The organism is Krasilnikovia sp. MM14-A1259, assembly GCF_047159535.1.
Classification (GTDB): domain Bacteria; phylum Actinomycetota; class Actinomycetes; order Mycobacteriales; family Micromonosporaceae; genus Actinoplanes.
Genome location: NZ_BAAGAJ010000002.1, coordinates 6025385 through 6046428, shown reverse-complemented (window position 1 = coordinate 6046428; position 21044 = coordinate 6025385). Strand labels below are relative to the sequence as shown.

Annotated in this window: 15 protein-coding genes; 9 read left to right on the top strand and 6 right to left on the bottom strand. The window is 73.0% G+C overall.

Annotated features, from left to right (window positions below; genetic code table 11):
- Positions 1–183: 183 nt before the first annotated feature.
- Positions 184–1959: a hydrogenase maturation protein gene (locus ACMCNK_RS27460; protein ID WP_412739231.1), complete on the top strand. Its 1776-nt coding sequence runs from the start codon at positions 184–186 to the stop codon at positions 1957–1959.
- Positions 1960–2044: 85 nt separating this feature from the next.
- Here ACMCNK_RS27460 and ACMCNK_RS27455 read toward each other — a convergent pair whose 3' ends face one another.
- Positions 2045–3703 carry a lysyl oxidase family protein gene (locus ACMCNK_RS27455; RefSeq protein ID WP_412739230.1) on the bottom strand — a complete coding sequence of 553 codons (1659 nt, stop codon included), beginning with the start codon at positions 3701–3703 and terminating at the stop codon, positions 2045–2047.
- A gap of 197 nt (positions 3704–3900) precedes the next feature.
- On the opposite strand from ACMCNK_RS27455, the gene ppc reads away from it, so the two are divergent.
- A complete protein-coding gene (gene ppc / locus ACMCNK_RS27450; protein ID WP_412739229.1) occupies positions 3901–6696 on the top strand; it encodes a phosphoenolpyruvate carboxylase in 2796 nt (931 codons plus the stop codon).
- A gap of 122 nt (positions 6697–6818) precedes the next feature.
- On the opposite strand, the gene ACMCNK_RS27445 is transcribed toward ppc, so the two are convergent.
- From ACMCNK_RS27445 to ACMCNK_RS27425, 5 genes are read right to left on the bottom strand one after another with little or no spacing between them, the layout of a single operon-like run.
- Complete coding sequence (locus tag ACMCNK_RS27445) at positions 6819–7529, bottom strand: ABC transporter permease subunit (RefSeq protein WP_412739228.1); 711 nt, start codon at positions 7527–7529, stop codon at positions 6819–6821.
- Positions 7529–8440 carry an ABC transporter ATP-binding protein gene (locus ACMCNK_RS27440; RefSeq protein WP_412739227.1) on the bottom strand — a complete coding sequence of 304 codons (912 nt, stop codon included), beginning with the start codon at positions 8438–8440 and terminating at the stop codon, positions 7529–7531. Before ACMCNK_RS27440 ends, ACMCNK_RS27445 begins: the two co-directional genes overlap by 1 nt.
- Positions 8437–9300, bottom strand: coding sequence for an ABC transporter permease (locus ACMCNK_RS27435; RefSeq protein ID WP_412739226.1), 864 nt, complete (start codon positions 9298–9300; stop codon positions 8437–8439). The genes ACMCNK_RS27440 and ACMCNK_RS27435 overlap by 4 nt, the downstream gene beginning before the upstream one ends.
- Entirely contained in the window at positions 9293–10204 is a 912-nt protein-coding gene (locus tag ACMCNK_RS27430) for an ABC transporter ATP-binding protein (RefSeq protein WP_412739225.1), read from the bottom strand. The genes ACMCNK_RS27435 and ACMCNK_RS27430 overlap by 8 nt, the downstream gene beginning before the upstream one ends.
- Before the next feature lie 60 nt (positions 10205–10264).
- Positions 10265–11575 (bottom strand): glycoside hydrolase family 26 protein, encoded by a 1311-nt coding sequence (locus ACMCNK_RS27425; protein ID WP_412739224.1) that lies wholly within the window; start codon positions 11573–11575, stop codon positions 10265–10267.
- A 130-nt stretch (positions 11576–11705) separates the two neighbouring features.
- On the opposite strand from ACMCNK_RS27425, the gene cysC reads away from it, so the two are divergent.
- From cysC to ACMCNK_RS27390, 7 genes are all read left to right on the top strand, one after another.
- Positions 11706–13226, top strand: a complete 1521-nt coding sequence (gene cysC / locus ACMCNK_RS27420) for an adenylyl-sulfate kinase (RefSeq protein ID WP_412739223.1) — start codon at positions 11706–11708, stop codon at positions 13224–13226.
- 117 nt (positions 13227–13343) lie between these two features.
- On the top strand, positions 13344–15227 hold the full coding sequence (locus ACMCNK_RS27415) for a Wzz/FepE/Etk N-terminal domain-containing protein (RefSeq protein WP_412739222.1): 1884 nt from the start codon (positions 13344–13346) through the stop codon (positions 15225–15227).
- The gene (locus tag ACMCNK_RS27410) at positions 15224–16594 is read left to right on the top strand and encodes an O-antigen ligase family protein (RefSeq protein WP_412739221.1); all 1371 of its coding nucleotides are present in this window, start codon (positions 15224–15226) and stop codon (positions 16592–16594) included. Before ACMCNK_RS27415 ends, ACMCNK_RS27410 begins: the two co-directional genes overlap by 4 nt.
- Positions 16591–17823 carry a hypothetical protein gene (locus tag ACMCNK_RS27405; protein ID WP_412739220.1) on the top strand — a complete coding sequence of 411 codons (1233 nt, stop codon included), beginning with the start codon at positions 16591–16593 and terminating at the stop codon, positions 17821–17823. The genes ACMCNK_RS27410 and ACMCNK_RS27405 overlap by 4 nt, the downstream gene beginning before the upstream one ends.
- Positions 17824–17825: 2 nt before the next feature.
- The gene (locus ACMCNK_RS27400) at positions 17826–18704 is read left to right on the top strand and encodes a sulfotransferase domain-containing protein (RefSeq protein ID WP_412739219.1); all 879 of its coding nucleotides are present in this window, start codon (positions 17826–17828) and stop codon (positions 18702–18704) included.
- Positions 18701–20314: a lipopolysaccharide biosynthesis protein gene (locus ACMCNK_RS27395; protein ID WP_412739218.1), complete on the top strand. Its 1614-nt coding sequence runs from the start codon at positions 18701–18703 to the stop codon at positions 20312–20314. Before ACMCNK_RS27400 ends, ACMCNK_RS27395 begins: the two co-directional genes overlap by 4 nt.
- Entirely contained in the window at positions 20311–21042 is a 732-nt protein-coding gene (locus tag ACMCNK_RS27390; protein WP_412739217.1) for a methyltransferase domain-containing protein, read from the top strand. Before ACMCNK_RS27395 ends, ACMCNK_RS27390 begins: the two co-directional genes overlap by 4 nt.
- Positions 21043–21044 lie beyond the last annotated feature (2 nt).

Genomic DNA, 21044 nt, shown 5'->3' with positions numbered 1-21044 from the left:
CCGGGCGGAAGGCACGCCGGAAAGCCCCGGTCGTCCGGTAGGACGGGGGTTCGCGACCCTCAGGATAGTCCGGGCCACCGACACGGCCGGGGCCCGACCGTGTCGCACACCCCGTCCGACATAAGCCTTCTGACACGCCCAAGACTCGCGAACCGGTCTTGGGACCACGTCTGGGGAGGCGATGTGCGGGTTCTGCTGCTGGTGTCGGCGTTCAACGGGCTGAGTCAGCGCGCGTGGTGCGCGCTCACCGAGGCGGGCCACGACGTGGGGGTGCTGCTCGCGACCGGGCCCGAGGAGATCGTCGACGGGGTCCGGGCGGCGCAGCCCGAGCTGATCGTCTGCCCGTACCTGAAGCACCGCGTGCCCGCGCAGGTGTGGCAGCAGTGGCGCACCGTGATCATCCACCCCGGCCCGGTCGGCGACCGCGGCCCGTCGTCGCTGGACTGGGCGATCACCGAGGGCGCGACCACGTGGGGGGTCACCGCGCTGCAGGCGGTCGAGGAGATGGATGCGGGCCCGGTCTGGGCGCACCGCACGTTCCCGATGCCCGCGGCGGCGCCGCGCAAGTCCGCGCTCTACCAGGGGCCGGTCGCGGACGCGGCGCTGGAGTGCATCACCGAGGTGCTGGCCAAGGCCGCCGACCCGGACTTCACCCCCACGCCCGCGGACGAGATCGAGCCGGCCCGGGCGCGGCCCCTGATGACCCAGGCCGACCGGGCGTTCGACTGGACCGCACCCACGGAACACATCGTGCGGCGCATCCGCGCCGCCGACGGCTTCCCGGGGGTACGGACCGAGGTGGCCGGGCTGGCCGTGTTCGCGTACGACGCGCACCCCGGGCTGGCCCTCGGGGTCCGGCCCGGCGCCGTGCTCGCCCGCCGCCAGGGGGCGGTGCTGGTGGGCACCGGCGACGGCGCGGTGTGGCTGGGGCATCTGCGCGCAGCCGACCCTGCTTCGGGGCCGCGGTTCAAGCTGCCCGCCACGACGCTGCTCGGGCAGCGGCTGCGCGGGGTGCCGCACGCCCCGGTGGGCCCCGGGGGCGACGCGGAGCACCCGTCGTACCGGCAGATCCGGTACCGGCGCACCGGCGCGGTCGGCTGGCTGATGTTCGACTTCTACAACGGCGCGATGTCCACCGGGCAGTGCCGGCGGCTGCGCGCCGCGCTGCAGCACGCGGCCACCCAGGACACCCGGGTGCTGGTGCTGCGCGGCGGCACGGACACGTTCAGCAACGGCATCCATCTGAACCTCACCGAGGCCGCGGCCGACCCGGCCGGGACCGCCTGGGCCAACATCAAGGCCATCAACGAGGTGTGCCGGGAGATCATCGCGTGCACCTGGCAGACCGTGGTCGCCGCGTACGCGGGCAGTGCGGGAGCGGGCGGCGCCATGCTCGGTCTCGGCGCGGACGTGCTCGCCGCCCGGGCCGGGATCGTGCTCAACCCGTACTACGACATCGGGCTGTACGGCTCCGAACTGCACACCTACACGCTGCCGAGGCGGGTCGGCGCCGAGACGGCCCGGCGGCTGCTGGACGAGCGGCTGCCGGTCAGCGCGGAACAGGCCGTCGGACTGGGCCTGGTCGACGAGGTCGGGCCGCGCCACCCGCAGGACTACACGCAGTGGCTGACCGAGCTGGCAGCGCGGCTGGCCGATCCGCGGGCGGCGCGGGCCCGGCGTACCGCCAAGGCGCGGGCGCTGGCCGGCGAGGCGGTGCCGCTGGACGCGTACGAGGCGCAGGAACTGGCCGAGATGAGCCTGGACATGTTCGCCGACCGGTCCGGTTTCGCCGCGGCCCGCCGCGCGTTCGTCACCAAGGCCGCCCCGGCGGGCACCCCGCAGCGGCTGGCCGCGCGGTCCGCCGAGCCGGGCCGGGGAGCGCGGGTGTCCCGGCCGCGGGCCGCCGCGGACGACGCGCCCGCCGCGCAGGTCCGCCCCGCCGTACCGATGTCGGCCTGATCCGGCCGGAACGGCCGGACGCCCGGGCGGGTCCGGGGTGCGAAACCCCTGACTCGCCCGGGCGCCGGTCGCCGCGAGGGCCGGGTCAGCCGTCGATGCCGAACACCGGCGGGACCGTCAGCGTGCGCGCCTTCGGGGTGCCGCCGAGGACGATCTTCCGCAGCGAGGTGTTGTTGCTGGTGCTGACCTCGGCGAGCTTGTTCGCCGGGTTCGCCTTCACCTCGATGTAGTACGTGCCGTTCGGCAGGTCGGTCACCTCGAACGACTGGCCCGGCCGGGCCTGGCTGTACGTGTCGCCGTTGCCCGCGTCGAGCACCTCACGCACCGCGACCGCGGTGTTGCCGCCGCACGCCGTGGACAGGTCGGTGTTCTCGGGGCGCCACTTGGCGTTGGGCACGGTGTAGTCGACCGCGTCCGTGTTGGCCAGGCAGAACGCCTCCTTGCCGCTGCGCACGGCGAGCTTCTTGTCCGCCTTCAGCAGGTTGTACTGGGCGAAGTCGGTGAAGTGCCAGTGCTTGTGGCCCTCCCGGTTGTCCCACTCCATGGTCCCGGCCTTGGCCGAACCGACCTGCTTGCCGTTGGCGTCGAAGAAGTACTGGTACGCGTCCATCAGCTCGGTGCCGGTACGGCGGAAGCCGTCGACCAGCAGGGTCGAGGGACCGGCGTTCCACACCGTGGCACCGAAGTTGACGTACCACTTGCCGTCCTTGACGCCGTCCGTGCCCTCCTCCAGGGAGATCCCCCAGGCGGGCAGCGACCGCAGGTCCGGGCGCGGGCCCTTGGGCGCCTGGGCGGTGCTGGCCAGGGCCTGCGGGGCCTTCGCCGGCGGCCGGAACGCGGGCAGGTAGCCGGCGATCTGCTTGCTCTCGACGCCTTCACCGCCGTGCACGCTGTGCTCGTCGCCCGGTGCCGCCGCGGCCGCGCGGGCGGCCTGGGCCTTGGCGGCCTTCGCGTCGACGCGCGCCGGTGCGCTGCTGGCACCCGGGACCGGCTCCGTGCCGTCGCCGCCGCCGGACTCCTTGATCTCGACGACCTTCATGTTGAGCTGCACGGACGTGGTCTTGGCCGAGATCTTGAAGAAGTCCCGGTACGCCTTGTTCAGCTCCACGGTCACCTGGTAGTCGCCGACCGGCAGGTCGAGCTGCGACGGCGCCTCACCGAACCGCGACGCGGTGGCCACGGGCGCGTTCCACCCGGCCTGGATGCCCCACACCGCGCCCAGCGTGAACGGGTTGGAACCGTTGCACTCCCGCGGGTACGGGCTCTCCGCGGGGGCGTCCGGCCGGGTGCGGTGCGTCTCCCACCCGTTCGGGCAGAAGTCCTGCTGGAACGACTTGATCTGCTTGCCGGACGAGTCCTTCACGGTGATCGTGGTGAAGTTCTTCAGGCCCATGAAGTCCGTGACCATGCCCTTGGGCAGGTTCACCGCCGTCGTCCTGCCCTTCTCCGTGACGAACTGCTGCGCCACGATCGGGTCCGCGTACGACTTGCGGCCGGCCCGGATCTCGAACGGGTTCTTTCCCGCGATCAGGTTGACACCCAGATCGACGTTGAACCACGAACCGTCACCGAAGATGTGACGCTCCGCGGTCACGTTCGGGGTGGCCGCCATGAACGCGAGGGCCGGCGGATCGGTGGCGGCGCTCGCCACTCCCACGCCCGCCGCGGCGGCGGCCACGGCGGTGGTCACCGCGCCGGCCACCAGCAGCCGCGTCCGCCCGCGCCGGCTGATCCTGCTGCTCATCGAAAGTGTCCTCCACGAGTAGCTCGACCGAACCACGTCGATCGATGTGTGAGGCCATGCAACCCGGTGCGTGGTGAACTCAGCGTTAGGACGTATGAGACTCACCTCAAAACACGCAGCCAGGTCGCCGCGCCGATACGATCGGCGGGAAGTCGGGACAGCGCCGTCCGCCGCACATCTTGCAAAGGAGCGTCCCGGTGAGCGACCCCAACGGCCACCTCGACCCCGACTCCCCCGAGGCGGCCCTACGCGCGGACATCCGCCGCATCGGCACCCTGCTCGGGCAGACCCTGGCCCGTCAGGAGGGCCCCCCGCTGCTGGATCTCGTCGAGGAGGTCCGCGCCCTGGTCCGCTCCGACGCCCAGGCCGCCGCGGACCGGTTGGCCGCCCTCGACGTCATCACGGGCACCAAGCTGGCCCGCGCCTTCTCCACCTACTTCCACCTGGCGAACATCACCGAGCAGGTGCACCGCGCCCGCGACCTGCGGCGCCGCCGGGCCCGCAGCGGCGGCTGGCTGGACCAGGCCGCCAAGCGGATCGCCGAGCGGGGGGTGCCCGCCGACGAGATCGCGGCCGCGGCCCGCCGCCTCGCGGTCCGGCCGGTGTTCACCGCCCACCCCACCGAGGCCGCCCGCCGCTCGATCCTGTCCAAGCTGCGCCAGGTCGCGGACGCGCTGGACGCCGAGGCCGCCGCCGCGGTGCTGTACGACGCCACGGACACCACCGCCTCCACCCGCCGCTTCGCGGAACTGATCGACCTGCTGTGGCAGACCGACGAGCTGCGCCTGGACCGGCCCGACCCGACCGACGAGGCACGCAACGCGGTCTACTACCTCAAGGACCTGTACGCCGAGGCCGCCCCGCAGGTCCTCGACGACCTCGCGGACACGCTGCGTCAGCTCGGGGTGGAGACCGCGCCGACGTCCCGGCCGCTGACGTTCGGCTCGTGGATCGGCGGCGACCGTGACGGCAACCCGTTCGTCACCCCGGCGGTCACCCGGGACGTGCTGATGATCCAGCACGAGCACGGCATCCAGGCCACCGAGGCGGCAATGGACGCGCTCATCGACCAGCTCTCGGTGTCGCGGCGGCTGCGCGGGGTCTCCCTCGACCTGTCCGCCAGCCTCGCCAAGGACCTGGACGCCCTGCCCGAGGTGGCGCCGCGGTTCCGGCGTACCAACGCGGAGGAGCCGTACCGGCTCAAGGTGCGGTGCGTGCGGGCGAAGCTGGGCAACACCCGCCGCCGGTTGCAGCAGGGCACCGCGCACGTGCCGGGCCGCGACTACCTGGGCAGCCACGAGCTGATCGCCGACCTGGAGCTGATCCGGGCGTCGTTGGCCCGCAACTCCGGGCAGCTCACCGCGGTCGGCACGGTCGCGTCCGCGATCCGTACGGTGTCGGCGTTCGGGCTGCAACTGGCCACGCTGGACGTGCGCGAGCACGCGGAGAAGCACCACGAGGTGCTGGCGCAGATGTACGCGCGGGTCGGCGAGGTGGACGAGTACGACGCGCTGGACCGGGGTGCGCGGACCAAGCTGCTCGCCGACGAGCTGACCGGGCGGCGGCCCCTGGCCAGCGCCGACACCCCGCTCACCGACTCGGCGCGCAAGACCTTCGACGTGTTCCACACGATCCGCGAGGCGCAGGACCGGTTCGGGCCGGAGGTCGTCGAGTCGTACATCATCTCGATGACGCTCGGGGTGGACGACGTGCTGGCCGCGGCGGTGCTGGCCCGCGAGGCGGGCCTGGTCGACCTGAACACCGGGCGGGCCCGGGTCGGCATCGTGCCGCTGCTGGAGACCCCGGCGGAGCTGGACGCCGGTGGTGAGCTGCTGGACCAGATGCTGTCGCTGCCCGCGTACCGGGAGATCGTGCGGGCGCGCGGCGACCTGCAGGAGGTCATGCTCGGCTACTCCGACTCCAACAAGGAGGCGGGCATCACCACCAGCCAGTGGTCGATCCACAAGGCACAGCGGGCGCTGCGCGACGTGGCCGCCCGGCACGGGGTGCGGCTGCGGCTGTTCCACGGCCGCGGCGGCACGGTCGGGCGCGGCGGCGGACCCACCCACGAGGCGATCCTGGCCCAGCCGTACGGCACGCTGGACGGCGCGATCAAGGTGACCGAGCAGGGCGAGGTCATCTCGGACAAGTACACGCTGCCCGCGCTGGCCCGGGAGAACCTGGAACTCACGGTCGCGGCGGTCCTGCAGGCGACGCTGCTGCACACCACGTCGTCGGTGGACGCGGCCCGGCTGGAGCGCTTCGACGCCACGATGGACACCGCGTCCGCGGCGGCGTTCCGGGCGTACCGGTCGCTGGTGGAGGATCCCGATCTGGCCGCGTACTTCTGGGCGGCCACCCCGACCGAGCTGCTGGGCGCGCTCAACATCGGCTCGCGGCCCGCGAAGCGTCCCAACGCCGACGCGGGTCTGGGCGGGCTGCGCGCGATCCCGTGGGTGTTCGGCTGGACCCAGACCCGGCAGATCGTGCCGGGCTGGTTCGGCGTCGGCACCGGGCTGGCCGCGGTGCGTGCGGCGGGTCACGGTGACGTGCTCAAGGAGATGTACGAGGGCTGGCAGTTCTTCCGGACGTTCGTCTCCAACGTGGAGATGATGCTGGCCAAGACGGACCTGTCGATCGCCCGCCGGTACGTGGAGACCCTGGTGCCGGAGAAACTGCACCCGATCTTCGCCACGATCGAGCAGGAGTACGCGCGTACGGTCGAGGAGATCCTGGCGGTCACCGGCGGTGACGGGCTGCTCTCGGGCCAGCCGCAGCTCGCCCGCACGCTCGGGGTCCGCGACACCTACCTGGAGCCGCTGCACCACCTGCAGGTGGCGTTGCTGCGCCAGTACCGGGATCTGAACGACGCCCAGCGTCAGGTGCCGACCGCGCCGGGCGGCCGGCGCGGTCCGAGCGATTCGACCGCGCTGGAGCGGGCGCTGCTGACCACGGTCAACGGCATCGCCGCCGGGATGCGCAACACGGGCTGAACCCGTTGCTGGTCCACCGGAGCTTTCCGGTGGACCAGCGCTGTTCGCGCAGGCGTGGATCCTGTGGCACCCGGGACAAGGTGGTCTCGATCAACCTCCCGGACGCCTCGTCCGCGATGACGTCAGCTCGTCTCGCCGGCCATGCTGAAGCTGCGCAGCCGGTCGATGGCGGCGAGCGTCCCGCCGACCACCACGACCGCGCTCATGATGATCGTCATCGGCAGGCCGACCTTCGCGTCCAACATGTCGGTCGGCGCGATCCGGTCGGCGACCGTGATCACGTACTGGCCGATGGAGAAGTTCCGGGTGCCGCTGACGAAGCGCCCGAGCAGCCCTTCCCACACCAGAATGTAGACCAGGCCGAGCAGCACCGGACGCCGCGTCACCAGGCTGATCAGCAGGAAAAGTGCCGTGTACGCGACCGCACCCACCGCGGCCCCGGCGGCGAGCCCCAGCCCCAGCCGGGCCGATCCGGTGAGACTGCCGGCGATGAACAGCGGCACGCACGCGGTCACCGCGGTGACCACCGCGGCCACCCCGAACTTGGCCAGCACGATCTCGCTGCGGGGCAGCGGCTTGGTGAGGATGTGCACGATCGTGCCGTCCTCGACTTCGGAGCCGAGCACGCCCGTACCGACGATGAGCGCGATCACCGGCAGCACCACGGCCAGGCCGAGCCCGACCAGGACGGGGGTGCCCCAGTGGTCGGGGTTCACGTCGTACGCCCGGCACAGCAGCGCGAGGCCGACCAGCAGCAGCGGCAGCGGCAGCAGGAGCAGGGCCCGGCGGCGGCCGAACAGGCCCCGGGCGGTGATCCAGGCAACGGTCGACATCACGCCTCCAGCAGGTAGGAGAAGACGCTCTCCAGGGATTCGTCGGACGGCAGCAGCCGGCGCAGCCGGATGCCCTCGGCCAGGGCGATGCGCGGCAGGGCGCGGGTGAAACTGCCGTAGTCGGAGGCCCGTACGCTCAGGCCGTTGGCGTCGATCTCGACGCCGCTGACCGACTTCTCGCCGATCAGCGCGACCGCGAGGCGGCGGTCGTCGGAGGACTGCACCGCGAACAGGTGCGGCCGGTTCGTCATCAGCCGCCGGATCCGGCGGTAGTCGCCGGACGCGGCGAGCCGCCCCGCCACGATGACCTGGACCGTGCCGGAGACCTGCTCGACCTCCTCCAGGATGTGCGAACTGAACAGGATGGTGTGGCCGCGGTCGCCGAGCGTGTGCAGCAGCTCCATCATGTGCATCCGCTGCCGCGGGTCCATGCCGTTGAACGGCTCGTCCAGCAGCAGCACCTGCGGCTCGTGCACCAGTGCGGCGGCGACCCGGGTGCGCTGGCGCATGCCCTTGGAGTACGTCTCGATGCGCCGGTCCTGCGCGTCGGTCATCTCGACCAGCGCGAGCGCCCGGGTGGCCGCGGCGCGCGGGTCGGCCAGTTTGTGCATCTTCGCGCTGGCCAGCACGAAGTCCCACGCGGTGAGGAAGCCGTGCACGGCCTCGCGCTCGTTGACCAGGCCGAGTTTGCGGTACACCTGCGGGTGCCGCCAGGTCGGTTCCCCGTCCAGCAGCAGCGTGCCCTTGGACGGGGCGAGGAAGCCGGCCATCATGTGCAGCACCGTGGTCTTGCCCGCGCCGTTGGGGCCGAGCAGGCCGGTGACGCCGGCGCCGAGCGTCAGGGTGATGTCGTTGACCGCGACGACGTTGCCGTACCAGCGGGAGACGTTTTGCAGCTCGATGGTGCTCACAGGGAGGCCACCTTCCGGTAGCGGGCCAGCAGCAGCAGGAGGCACGCGGCGATCAGGGTGACCGCCGCGATGGCGTACACCGGGCCGAAGCGGCCGATGTCGAGGCCGGTACGGGTGGACGGGATCAGCCAGGTGCCCACGCCGGTGACCAGGGTCATGGGGCTGGCCAGCCCGGCGAGCTCCCGGGCGGTGCTCGACGGCAGGATGGACAGCACCCCGACGATCGGGGCGGTCATCAGGAACACCGCGACGATGCCGCCCGCCGCGAACGCCCGCTTGCCGGTGAGCGACGCGATCAGCAGCGCGATGGACGCGAACACCAGCGCCCACAGCGCGCTGTGGGTCCACCCGCCGAGCAGGTCGCCCAGCTCGTCCCACACCCCGCGGAATCCGTCCTTCGTGGTGAACGCCGCGCCCAGGAACATGATGAATTGGGGTACGCCGAGCAGCAGCCACACCGCGGAGACCATCGCGGCGAACTTCGCCCCGATGTAGTCGGCCGCGCGCAGCGGCCGGCTGAAGTACAGCGGCAGCACCCCGGCGCGCAGGTCCCGGGAGACCAGTTCGGGCGCCACGATCGCGACGAAGAAGATGATCAGCCAGCTGATCCGGTCGGCGAACTCGGCATAGCTGAGCACGACGATGCCGGTCTGGGACCGGACCGCGGCGAGGATGATCGCGACGATGAGTGCGATGCCGGCGACCATCCAGGGGAAGATCTTCGCCTTGGCGGTACGGCCGAAGCCGAACGCGGCGCGCAGGCCGTGCGCGTAGATCGCGGCCAGCACGTGACCGCGCCCGTGGCGGGGCCCGGTGTAGCGCTGGTAGCCGATGTCGTGGATGACGCTGGCCTCAGACATCGGCGGTCTCCTTGGCGGCGAAGAGTTCGGCGACGCGGTGGCGGCGCTGGTCGAGCCGGTGCAGCGGCAGGTCCAGCTCGGCCACGCAGCTCAGGATGCGGTCGTAGGTGTCCTCGGTGTCGAGTGGCACGAGCAGCAGCCGGCCGTCGCGCTGCACCGGCAGGCCCCGGGCGGCCAGGGCCGCGGCGAGCTCGTCCGTACCGTCGCTGACCTCGACCGCGAGCACGTCGCTGGCCGTGGTCATCGCGCTGATGGTGTCGGCGCGCAGCAGCCGGCCACCCTCGATGGCGATCAGCGAGTCGCAGATGCGTTCGACCTCGCCGAGCAGGTGCGAGCAGACGACCACGGAGATGCCGAACTCGGTGCCGATGCGGTGCACCAGGCTGAGCATCGCGTCGCGCCCGGCCGGGTCCAGGCCGTTGGTCGGCTCGTCGAGCAGCAGCAGGTCGGGGTCGTGCACCAGCGCCTGGGCCAGCTTGACCCGCTGCTTCATGCCGGTGGAGTAGCCACCGATCTGCCGGTACCGCTCCTCGTAGAGCCCGACGTGACGCAGCGCCTCGGAGGCGCGTTCGCGGGCGGCGTTGCCCGGCAGGCCGCTGATCCGCCCCAGATGGGTGACGAACTCGGCGGCGGACACGTCCGGGGGCAGGGCGTCGTGCTCGGGCATGTAGCCGACCCGGGCGCGGACCTTGTCGGTGTCGCGTGTCGGGTCCAGCCCGAGCACCTGCACGCTGCCGCTCGTCGGGGCGAGCAGGCCGAGCATGATCTTGATGAAGGTGGACTTGCCGGCGCCGTTCGCGCCGACCAGACCGATGACGCCGGGTTCGACCGCCACGGTCAGGTCGGCGAGCGCGGTCACCGGACCGTACGTCTTGGTCAACCCTTGGGTTGCGATGAGGCTCACCGGCACAGCGTAGGGACTCGCGGCCCGCTGTGGATCAGGTGAAACCCCGTAAGGCGGGGGTCAGTTGCGGACCGCGACCTGGAAGGTCGGCAGGCTGCCGAGCCATCGGTACGCGGCCAGCGACGCCGGGGTGGAGTCGACCCGGGAGTCCCGCTTGTCCTGGTTGTGCGGGGTCTCGAAGTACACCATCGCGCGGATCCGGGGGAAGCGGCTGATCTGCGCACCCACCGCGCGGTAGAACGCGGCCTGGTACGTGGGGTTGCGCCGCGACGCCCACACACCCCACTCGGCGACCATGAGCGGCTTGGTCGGGTGCTTGCGGGCGGCCCACGCGTAGAAGCCGGGCCAGGTGGGGCGCGCCGACGACTGGCGGTTCAGCATCTCGGTGAAGTCGCCGTGACCGTAGCCGGGATCGGCATACGAGTACGAGTCCATGCCGATCCAGTCGACCACGTCGTCGCCGGGGTACATGTCGTCGAACCAGGTGGTGTGCGGCACGTACGCCATGTGGACGAGCACGGTGACGAGGTTGGTCACCCCGTGCGCCCGCAGCCGCAGCACCACGTGCCGGTACATCGCGGCGTAGTCCTTGGCGGTGTAGCCGGAGCCCGCCCTCGGCCGGACGTTGTCCTCTCCCTCGTGGTGGACGGTGAAGAAGAACGGCTCCCGGAACGTCGAATTGATGTGTACGGCGAGCCGGTCCAGGAACGCGTCCGTCGCCGGGTCCCCCTTGGCGATCTTCGCCCACGAGGTGGTGTACGGCTTCTTCCAGTTGATCAGCAGCAGGCGTTCGCGGCCCGGCTGCCGGGCGATGGCGATCTCCGCCGGGGTCGGGAACAGCTGTTTGATCCCCTGGTGATACGCGTGGTAGATGTCCTGGTGCCGCCCGGTCTTGCGCTCGAACGTGGCGAGCGCGGTGGCACCGGGCACGTCCGTGAACGCGCCGGGCGCCACCCCCCACAGCACCCCGCAGGTCGGTACGAGCTTGGCGCCGGTGTGGCAGTTCCCGGCCGCGGCGGCGCGCGGCGTCACCCCGCCGCCGGCGGCGGACGCGGCGTTGCCCGGCGTGGCGTGGGTGGAGTTGGTGGCCGGGGCGGCCGGTGCGGCGCCGCCCGCCCCACGGGCCTGAGCGGTGGTAGTGGTGGTGGCCGGCGCCGCGGGCGTTCCCGGCGCGGGCTGCACCGGTCCGGCCGCGGGCGACCACCCGGGGACGGATCCCGCCACGGTCGGGTCGCCGAGCGCCTCGAACGGCAGGCCGAGCTGCTGGACCCCACCGGTCCACGCCCACGCGAGGGTGGTGGTGACCGACAGCACGAACGCGGTGGTCAGACCGACGGCGGGCAGGAACCGGGGACGGCGACGGGGTATCACGATCGCCGAGTATCGGACCTTGAGTCCGTTTTGTCGAATACCGTCCGATTTGTTGACAGCCGAGCCCCGCTCGACCACCGTCGTCGCGGCTGCGAAACTGTCCCCTTAGTCGGCACCAGGGGGATGAACGGTGAACGGTTCCACGCTGCCCGAGGACGTCCTGCGTGACGCGCCGTCGTACACGCCGCGCCCGCACGAGCTGGCGGACCTCGAGCTGCTGCTGTCCGGGGCGTACACGCCGCTCACCGGGTTTCTCGGCCGGGCCGACCTGACCGCGCTGACCCGGCGCGGGCGCCTCGCCGACGGCACCCCGTGGCCGGTCCCGGTGACGCTGGAGATCCCCGCCGAGATGGCCCAGGTCCTCGACCTCGCCGACGCCGGCGGGCGCACGGTCGTGCTCACCGACCCCGAGGGGGCACCGGTCGCGGCGCTCGACGTCACGGACGCCTGGCCCAGCGCCGACGGGCTGTGGGGCGTCGGCGGGTCCGTGCAGCGGCTCGGCGACGGCGGGCACGGGCCGTTCCAGCGGCTGCGCCGCACCCCCGAGGAGGTCCGTACGCTGCTGCCACCCGGCCGGGTCCTCGGCGTGATCGCAGACCGGCCGCTGCACCGGCCGCAGCTCGCCCAGATCGCGCACGCGGCGCGCACCCTGGCCGCCCATCTGTTGATCATGATCCCGGTCAGCGGCCCCGGGCCGGACGGCCTGCCGCCCGAGGCGCTGGTCCGGGCCGTGTTCGCCGCCCGCGACCGGATGCCACCCGCCACGATCGTCGCGGTGCCACTGCTGCCGCGCGGCGACGAGATGCGCGACGCGCTGCTGCGGGCCCGGGTGGCCGCCGCGTACGGCGTGACCCACGTGCTGTCCACCGGGGACCTGCTCTCCGGCGCGGGCCTGCGCGTGCTGGTCCCCCGCGACCTGGCCTACGACAACCGGGACGGCCAGTGGCGCTGGCGCGAGGACATCCCCCCGCGCAACCGGCGCCTCGCGCTGCCCCCGGCCGAGATCGCCGACCTGCTCGACCGCGGCTTCCCGCTGCCCGAATGGCACACCCCGCCCGCGGTCGCCAAGGAGCTCGTCCGGGTGCGGCCACCGCGACGCCACCGCGGCCTCGTGGTGTTCTTCACCGGCTTCTCCGGCTCCGGCAAGTCGACCGTCGCCCGCGGCCTCGCCGACCACCTGCGCGAGCGCGGCGAACGCACCATCACCCTGCTCGACGGCGACGTGGTGCGCCGCGAGCTGTCCGCCGGGCTCGGCTTCAGCCGCGCCGACCGGGACGCCAACGTGCGCCGCATCGGCTGGGTCGCCGCCGAGATCGCCCGGCACCGCGGCATGGCCGTGGCCTGCCCGATCGCGCCGTACACGGCGGCGCGCACCGCGGCCCGCCGGATGGCCGCCGACGCCGGGGCGGGGTTCGTGCTGGTGCACGTCGCCACGCCGCTGGAGGTGTGCGAACAGCGCGACCGCAAGGGCCTGTACGCCCGCGCGCGAGCCGGGCAACTCCGCGGCATGACCGGCATCGACGACCCGTACGAGGAACCGGCCGACGCCGAGCTGACGCTGGACACCAGTGCGATGACCGTGCCGGAGGCGGTCGAGCTGGTCATGGCCCACCTCGTGGAGAACGGCTGGGTAGAGCCCAAATTGGGATAGATCGCGTTCCGGCGCGAGTGAGCAGTTACGTACCGGCGTACCGGCCGTTTACCCCTCAGGGGATAACCACCCGAATGCCGTCAGCTCTCACTCACCCGCGAAAGGGCCGCCGAACCGATGGAAGCGACTCGTCCAGCGTCCGCCGACCTATCGCACTACCTGGGCGTGTTCCGCCGGCACTGGTGGGTCGTGCTCGCCGCGACCGGCCTCGGAATCGGAGCGGGCGCCGGGGTCACCGCCGTGCTGCCCAAGGTGTACGAATCCGCCACCTCGGTGCTCGTCCAGCCGGTGGACCAGGACACCAACGCCCAGGGTGGCCGGACGAAGGGGATCATCAACCTCGACACCGAGGCCCAGCTCGTCGGCTCGGGCGCGGTGGCGACCCAGGCCGGGCAGCTCATGCGTACGACGGTGTCGCCGGTCGAGCTGGCCAAGGACGTCTCGGTCGAGGTGCCCGCCAACACCACCGTGCTGGTGATCCGGTACTCGGCGGACACCCCGAAACTGGCCCAGGCGGGCTCGCACGCGTTCGCCGCGGCGTACCTGCGTAACCGGCAGGACACCGCGCGCGCCAGCCTGGACGAGCAGATCAAGTCGCTGGCCGCGAAGATCAAGCAGCTCACGGACAGCCTGTCGATGCTCAACTCGAAGCTGGCCGCCTCCCAGCCGGGCAGCTCGCAGCGCAGCAACCTGGAGAGCCTGCGCGGCAACTCGCAGAGCCAGCTCAACAACCTCAGCGCAAGGCTCAACGAGCTCACCACCACGACGGTCGGCGCGGGCAGCATCATCAGCGACGCCCGGCTGCCCGACCAGCCGTCCAGCCCGAACGGGCCGCTCACCATGGCCACGGGCGCGATGATCGGGCTGCTGCTCGGCCTGGCCCTGGCGTTCCTGCGGGAACGCGTCGACGGGCGCCTGCGCAACGCCACCGACGTCCGCGACCGGGCCCGCATCCCGGTCCTCGCCGCGCTGGACGAGCGCACCACGCCCCACTTCGACGACGTGCTGCAGCCGTACGGGCCGGGCGGGCGGGTCTTCAACCGGCTGCGCAACGAGGTGCTGGCCAGCCTGCGCCCCGGCGACCAGGTCATCGTGGTGACCGGGGCCAGCCGCGGCTCGGCGTCCACCCTGGTCGCGGCGAACCTGGCCGCCGCGCTCGCCCGTACCGGCAGCGACGTCGTGCTGGTCGGGGCGCACCTGCCGGACAGCGTCGTGGACGCGGCCCCGCTGGCCCGGATGCTCGGCGTCTCCGCCATCCCGGGCTTGTCCGACCTGCTCGCCGGGCGGATCCCGCTGGCCCGGGCCATGCAGCGCACCCCGCGCATCCCGTCGCTGCGCGTCATCACCACGGGCGGGGCGGCCACCGCGGCCGGGCTCATGCAGTCCCAGCGGCTGCGCGACACGCTGGAGACGCTGCGGCGGCAGGCCGCGTACGTCGTCATCGAGGCACCGTCGACCAACAGCAGCGCGGACGCGCAGAGCCTGGCCAGTCTCGCCGACGCCGCGATCCTCGCGGTCGAGCTGCGCCGGGCCCGCCGGGCGGCCCTGCTGGACGCGGCCGAGCAGTTGCACCGCGTCGGCACCCCACTGCTGGGCGCGGTGGTCATGCCGCGGCTGGCCGCGCTGCGGTCCGACGAGGCCAACATGCCCGTGGTGACGCTCACCCCGCCCTCGCCGACGCCCGGCGCCGAGCGCGGCCAGCCGCGACCGGACGAGACCGTCGTGCTGGACACGGAGAAGACCCAGCAGCTCCGCCTGCCCACCGGCAAGCCGGCATCGGCCGCGGCCACCGGCAAGCCCGGTGCCGCCGCGGCCACCGGCACGGCCGGCCCGCAGGCGGGCCGGGACCGCGCACCCGGAACGGACACCGGCTCGCAGATCCGGCCGCGGACCGGAACGGACCACGAGGCCACCGCGATCATCGACCTGAAGCCGGGAGTCGGCGCCACTGCCGCCCCGGACACCGACCGGGCTGACGGCGCGCCGAGCGACGACCGGTGACGCTGGTCATCGGCCGTAGTGCCGGACCTTCCCGAGGATCCACCGCCACCCGGCCCGTCGATCTGCCCGCCTGGCCGGTCACCGCGCTGCTCGCGGCGTACCCGTTGTGGTGGGCGCTCGGCCTGGGCGTGCTGATCTTCCCGATCCTCGCGGTGCCCATGGTGGTGCTTCTGGTGCGCCGCCGCGCGGCCGGGCGGCGGCTGCGCCTGCCGCCCGGCGCGATCTGGTGGGCGCTGTTCCTGGCCGCGGTGGTGATCAGCCTCGCCGCGCTGGGCGCCGACCCGCCCGGCACGGTCGCCGACCACGGCAGCAGCCGGCTCGTCGCGGCCCTGTTCAAGCTCGGCATGTACGTCGCACTGACCGTCCTGCTGCTGTACGCGGGCAACCTCACCGACGCGGAGCTGCCCCGCCGCCGGCTGGTACGACTACTCGGCGCCATGTTCGTCGTCACGGTCGCGGGCGGGCTGCTGGGCATGGCGGCCGGACGGTTCGAGTTCACGTCGCCGGTCGAGTGGCTGCTGCCCGAGGACGTCCGGTCGAACGGCTTCGTGCAGTCGCTGGTCCACCCGTACGCCGCGCAGATCATGAACCTGGTCGGCGGCGACCGGCCCCGCCCCGCTGCGCCGTGGGGCTACACCAACACCTGGGGCAACAACTTCTGCCTGCTCGTCGGCTGGTTCGTGGTGGCCGTCTTCGCCCGGCCCGCACGCAGTCTGCGGGTCCGGGTGTTCGGCGTGGTCGTGCTCGCGTTGTCCCTGCTGCCCGCGGTCTTCTCGCTCAACCGGGGACTGTGGATCGGGCTCGCGGTGCTCGTCGCGTACGTGGCGCTGCGCTACGTGCTGGCCGGCCGGCTGTGGATCCTCGGCGCCGTGGCGGTCGCCACCGCCGGGCTCGTCATCGCGCTCGTGGCCACCCCGCTCGGCGACGTCGTCCAGGCCCGGCTGGACAACGGCAAGTCCAACGGCGTGCGCTCGTACCTGGTCGAGAAGGCTCTCGACGGGGTCACCGAGTCCCCGGTGATCGGGTTCGGCGGCACCCGCAACACGCTCGGCGGGCGCAACTCCATCACGGTCGGCGAGAACGCCGAGTGCGGACGCTGCGGCAACTTCACCGTCGGCGGCAACGGCCAGCTCTGGCAGGTGCTGTACTCGCACGGTGTCGCCGGCACGCTCGGCTACCTCGGCTTCTTCGCGTACGGGCTGTGGCGTTTCCGGCGCGACCGCACCGCGATCGGCATCGTCGGCAGCGCCGCGATCGTCACCTCGTTCTCCGCCATGTTCTGGTACAACTCCCTCGTCACCCCTCTGGCCTTCATGTTCCTGGCTTACGCGCTGCTGTGGCGCAACGAGACAGAGGGGCGACAATGAGTCCAGTAAAGACAGCGCCGGCGGAGCTGACCGCCGGGGACGCGGCGCTGCGCGCCCAGTACCTGACCGAGGTGCTGAGCCTGCTCTACCCACCACCGTGCACCACCCACCGCGGGCGAGCCTCCGGCGACACGGTCGCCGAGTACGTCGTCGTCCCGGACGCGCGCCGTCCGCGGCTGCTCGTCCCGACGTCGCGCAAGGTCGCCGCCGCCGCGGTCCGCCGGTACGCCGAGCCCCAGTCGCGCTCCGCCCGGCTCAAGCGCGACGCGGTGGTCGCCGCACTGAGAACCGGCATGTCCGGGGTGCTGCTCCGCGACCGGATCCGGGTGACCGGCCCGGTCGAGGAGAGCGTCGACGGCCACCTGAGGGCCGCGCTGGGCCGGGAGCTGTCCGTGAGCATCCACATCGGGCCCGCCCGCGCCAACCGCAAACCCGTGCTGCAGTTGATCAGCCCGGCCGGGGAGACGTTCGGCTTCGGCAAGCTCGGCACCGGCCCGCTGACCCGGCGCCTGGTCACGGAGGAGACGAACGCGCTGGTCGCGCTCGGCGCCGCGGGCTTGTCCAAGCTGACCGCGCCGCGGGTGCTGCACGCCGGGCAGTGGCGCGGCATGCAGGTGCTCGTGCAGTCCGCGCTGCCGGTGTGGCTGCCGCGGGCGCCGCTGGACCCGCGGCGGCTGGCCGCGGCGATGCTCGACGTCGCCGGGTGCTGCGGGTACGTGACCGCCACGCTGGGCGGCAGCGCGTACTGGGGTGAGGTGCGGGGACGGCTCGCGGCCGTTGCGGACCGGGCCGAGGGCCGGGCCCTGGCCGCTGCCGCCGAGCTGCTGGCCGGCCGGGCCGGCGGCGCGATGCTGCGCTTCGGCGCCTGGCACGGCGACTGGGCCCCGTGGAACATGGCGAACCTGGCCGACGCGCTGCTGGTGTGGGACTGGGAGCGGTTCACCACCGGCGTGCCGGTCGGCTTCGACGCGGTGCACTACGACCTGCAGCGGCGCATCCAGGCCGACGGAGACGCGGCCGCCGCGGTCGAGGCCACGGTGCGCCACGCCGGTGAGCTGCTGGCCCCGTTCGGGGTGGCCACCGAGGTACGGGAGCTGACCGCGCTGCTGTACCTCGTCGACCTGGCCGCCCGCTACCTGACCGACCGCCAGGCGGAGGCCGGCGCCCGGCTGGGCGTGCTCGGGACCTGGCTGCTCCCGGTGCTGATCCGCCGGGTGGAGGAGCTCTGAACATGGACGTACGCAAGGTCCCGTCGCCCGTGAAACGGGTGGTGCACCTCGGCTCCCGCTCGTACGGGCGGCTCACCGCGAACACCCGGATGACGCCGTCGTTCCTGATCTGCGGCGGGCAGCGCTGCGGCACCACCTCGCTGTACCGGGCGCTGGCCGCGCACCCGGTGGTGCTCAAGGCGGTGCTGCACAAGGGGGTGCACTACTTCGACACCGGCTACGACCGCGGGATGGCGTGGTACCGGGGACACTTCCCGCACCACCGCCACGACGAGCGGGTCCGCGCCGCCCACGGGGTGCCCGCGCAGACGTTCGAGTCCAGCCCGTACTACATGTACCACCCGCAGGCGGCGGCGCGGATCGCCGCGGACCTGCCCGGGGTGAAGATCATCGTGCTGGTCCGGGACCCGGTGGAACGGGCGTACTCGCAGCACGCCCACGAGGTGGGCCGCGGCTTCGAGCAGGAGCGCGACTTCGGGGCGGCGCTCGCGCTGGAACCGGCCCGGCTGCATCGGCAGGAGGAACGCCTCGCCGAGGATCCGCGGTACTACAGCTTCGCCCACCAGCACCACGCGTACCGGGCGCGCGGCGAGTACGCCCGCTACCTGGGCATGATGGTCCGGCATCTGCACCGCGAGCGGATCCACGTGGTGGAGAGCGAACGCTTCTTCACCGAGCCGGAGCAGGTGTACGACGAGGTGCAGAACTTCCTCGGCCTGCCGCTGGGGATGGCGGAACCGCCGTTCGAGAAGCACAACGCGCGCCCGCGCGAGGCCGACATGGACCCGGTCATCCGCCGGGACCTGACGGCGCACTTCGCCCCGCACGACGAGGCGCTGATCACCTGGCTGGGCCGTACCCCGGTGTGGCGCCGCCGATGACCCGCGCCCGGACATATCCCGGGGTCGGCACGGCGGAACGGCACGGGGCTCCCCCACCGGAGCGGCCCGCCGTGGGCCACGGGACGCGCGGGGTGGCGCGCGGCGGGGTCGCCGGAATCATCGGTTCCGCGATCGCCGGGGGCACCGGGGTCGGCGTCACCTGGATCGTGGCGCGGACGCTGGGCGCCGAACAGGCCGGCGCGTTCTTCGCCGCGACGGCCGCGTTCGTGCTGGCCGGGGGCCTGGCCAAGCTGGGCACGCAGACCGGGCTGGTGTACTGGCCGGCCCGGCTGCGCGCCGGGGGCCGGGCGCACCTGCTGGGCACGTGCCTGCGTACCGGTCTGGTGCCGGTGGCCGTGCTGTCGGCGGCGATGGCGGTGGGCATGTGGCTGGCGGCGCCCGCGATCGCTCGGGCCACCGCATCGGACACGCCGCAGGTGCTGGCCCAGCACACCACCGGGCTGCGGGTGCTGGCGGTGTTCCTGCCACTGCAGGCGCTCACGGACGCGCTGCTCACCGCGACCCGCGGCTACCGGGCCATGCGCCCCACGGTGCTGCTGGACCGGGTGCTGCGCAGCGGGCTGCAACTGGTGCTGGTCGGTGCGGCCGGGGTGGCGGCACTGTGGACCGCCACCGCGCTGCCGGTGTTCGCGGCGGCCTGGGCGGCGCCGTACCTGCCGGTGGTGGTGCTGGCCGGGCTGGGGCTGCGGCGGATCTACCGCGCCGGGAGACCGGCGGACGCCGCGCCGGTCCCGCGTACGGAGCGACGGGCGCTGCGCCGCGACTTCTGGGTCTTCACCGGGCCCCGGGCGCTGGCCAGCGTCGCCCAGCTCGCCCTGCAGCGGGTGGACGTGCTGCTGGTCGCCGCGCTGGGAGGGCTGGCCGCCGCCGCGGTGTACGCGGTCGCAGGCCGTTTCGTGGTGCTCATCCAGTTCGCCAACCAGGGCATCTCCCAGTCGGTGCAGCCGCGGCTCGCCGAGGCGCTGGCCACCGGCGACACGGGCACCGCCAACCACCTGTACCGCACCGCCACCGGCTGGCTGGTGCTGATCACCTGGCCGATCAGCCTGCTGGTGATCCTGTTCGCGCCGGTGTACCTGGCGTTGTTCGGCGACGGCTACCGCTCCGGCGCGCCGGTCGTCGTCGTGCTGGCCTGCGCGACGCTGGTCGCCACCGGGTGCGGCATGGTCGACATGGTGCTGGCGATGGCCGGGCGCACCTCGTGGAACCTCGTCAACGTCCTGATCGCGCTGGGCGTCACGATCGGCCTCGACGTGCTGCTCATCCCCCGGTACGGCGCACTCGGCGCCGCCGTCGGGCTGGGCTGCGCGATCCTGGCCAACAACCTGCTGCCGCTGATCCAGGTGAGCAGGGTCGCCCGGCTGCACCCGTTCGGGGCCGGGACGTGCATCGCGGCGGCACTGTCCGTGGCCTGTTTCGGCGTACTGCCCCGGCTGGTGACCGCCATGACCGGCACCGGACCGGCCGGGCTGCTGCTGGCGCTGGGGCTGGCCGTGCCCGCGTTCGCCGCGGGTGCCTGGCTGCTGCGCCGCCGCCTCGCCCTCGACGCGTTCACCCGCGGCAAGCCCATCTTGAAGGAGGACAGTTGAGTACGAACTACAGCGAGGTGTTCCAGGACACCGACGCGGTCGAGAAATACGAGCACGTCACGTACGCGCCGGGCAGCTACGCGTCGCGGATCAGCGACCGGCAGGGGGCGTACCTGCGGACGATGGTCGTCCGCGAGTTCGGCCCGAACCGGCCGGTGCACCACGACTTCGCGTGCGGCACCGGGCGGGCCATCCGTACGTTGCACGGCCTGGTCCGCGAGGCCCACGGGTACGACACGTCGGCCGAGATGATGGCCAAGGCCGCCGAGGTCGGCTCGCAGGCGCAGTGGCATCTGGTGGCGGCGGACGGCCCGGTGCCCGACCCGGTGCCGGCCGGTGCGCCCGCGATCGTGACGATGTTCCGCCTGCTGCTCAACGTGGACGACGAGGTACGCGACCGGGCGCTGGCGTTCGCCGCCAAGGCCCTGCCGGGCCACGGCGACGGCCTGCTGGTGGTGGAGAACCACGGCAACGCCGGCTCGGTGCGGCACCTGCGGGCGCGCCGGCACGCCGGTGACCGGTGGTTCGCCGAGCTGTCCCACAAGCAGGTGGCGGCGCTGCTGGACCGGCACGGCTTCGAGGTGGTCGCGCGGCGCGGCTTCTCGATGCTTACCCCGTCGTTGCACGAGCGGCGGCTCGCCCGCGGGGCCGACGCGGTGCTGCGGCGGCTGCCCGGCACGGGCCGTTTCGCCGTCAACGTGCTGTACACGGCGCGGCGGAAGAAGTAGCC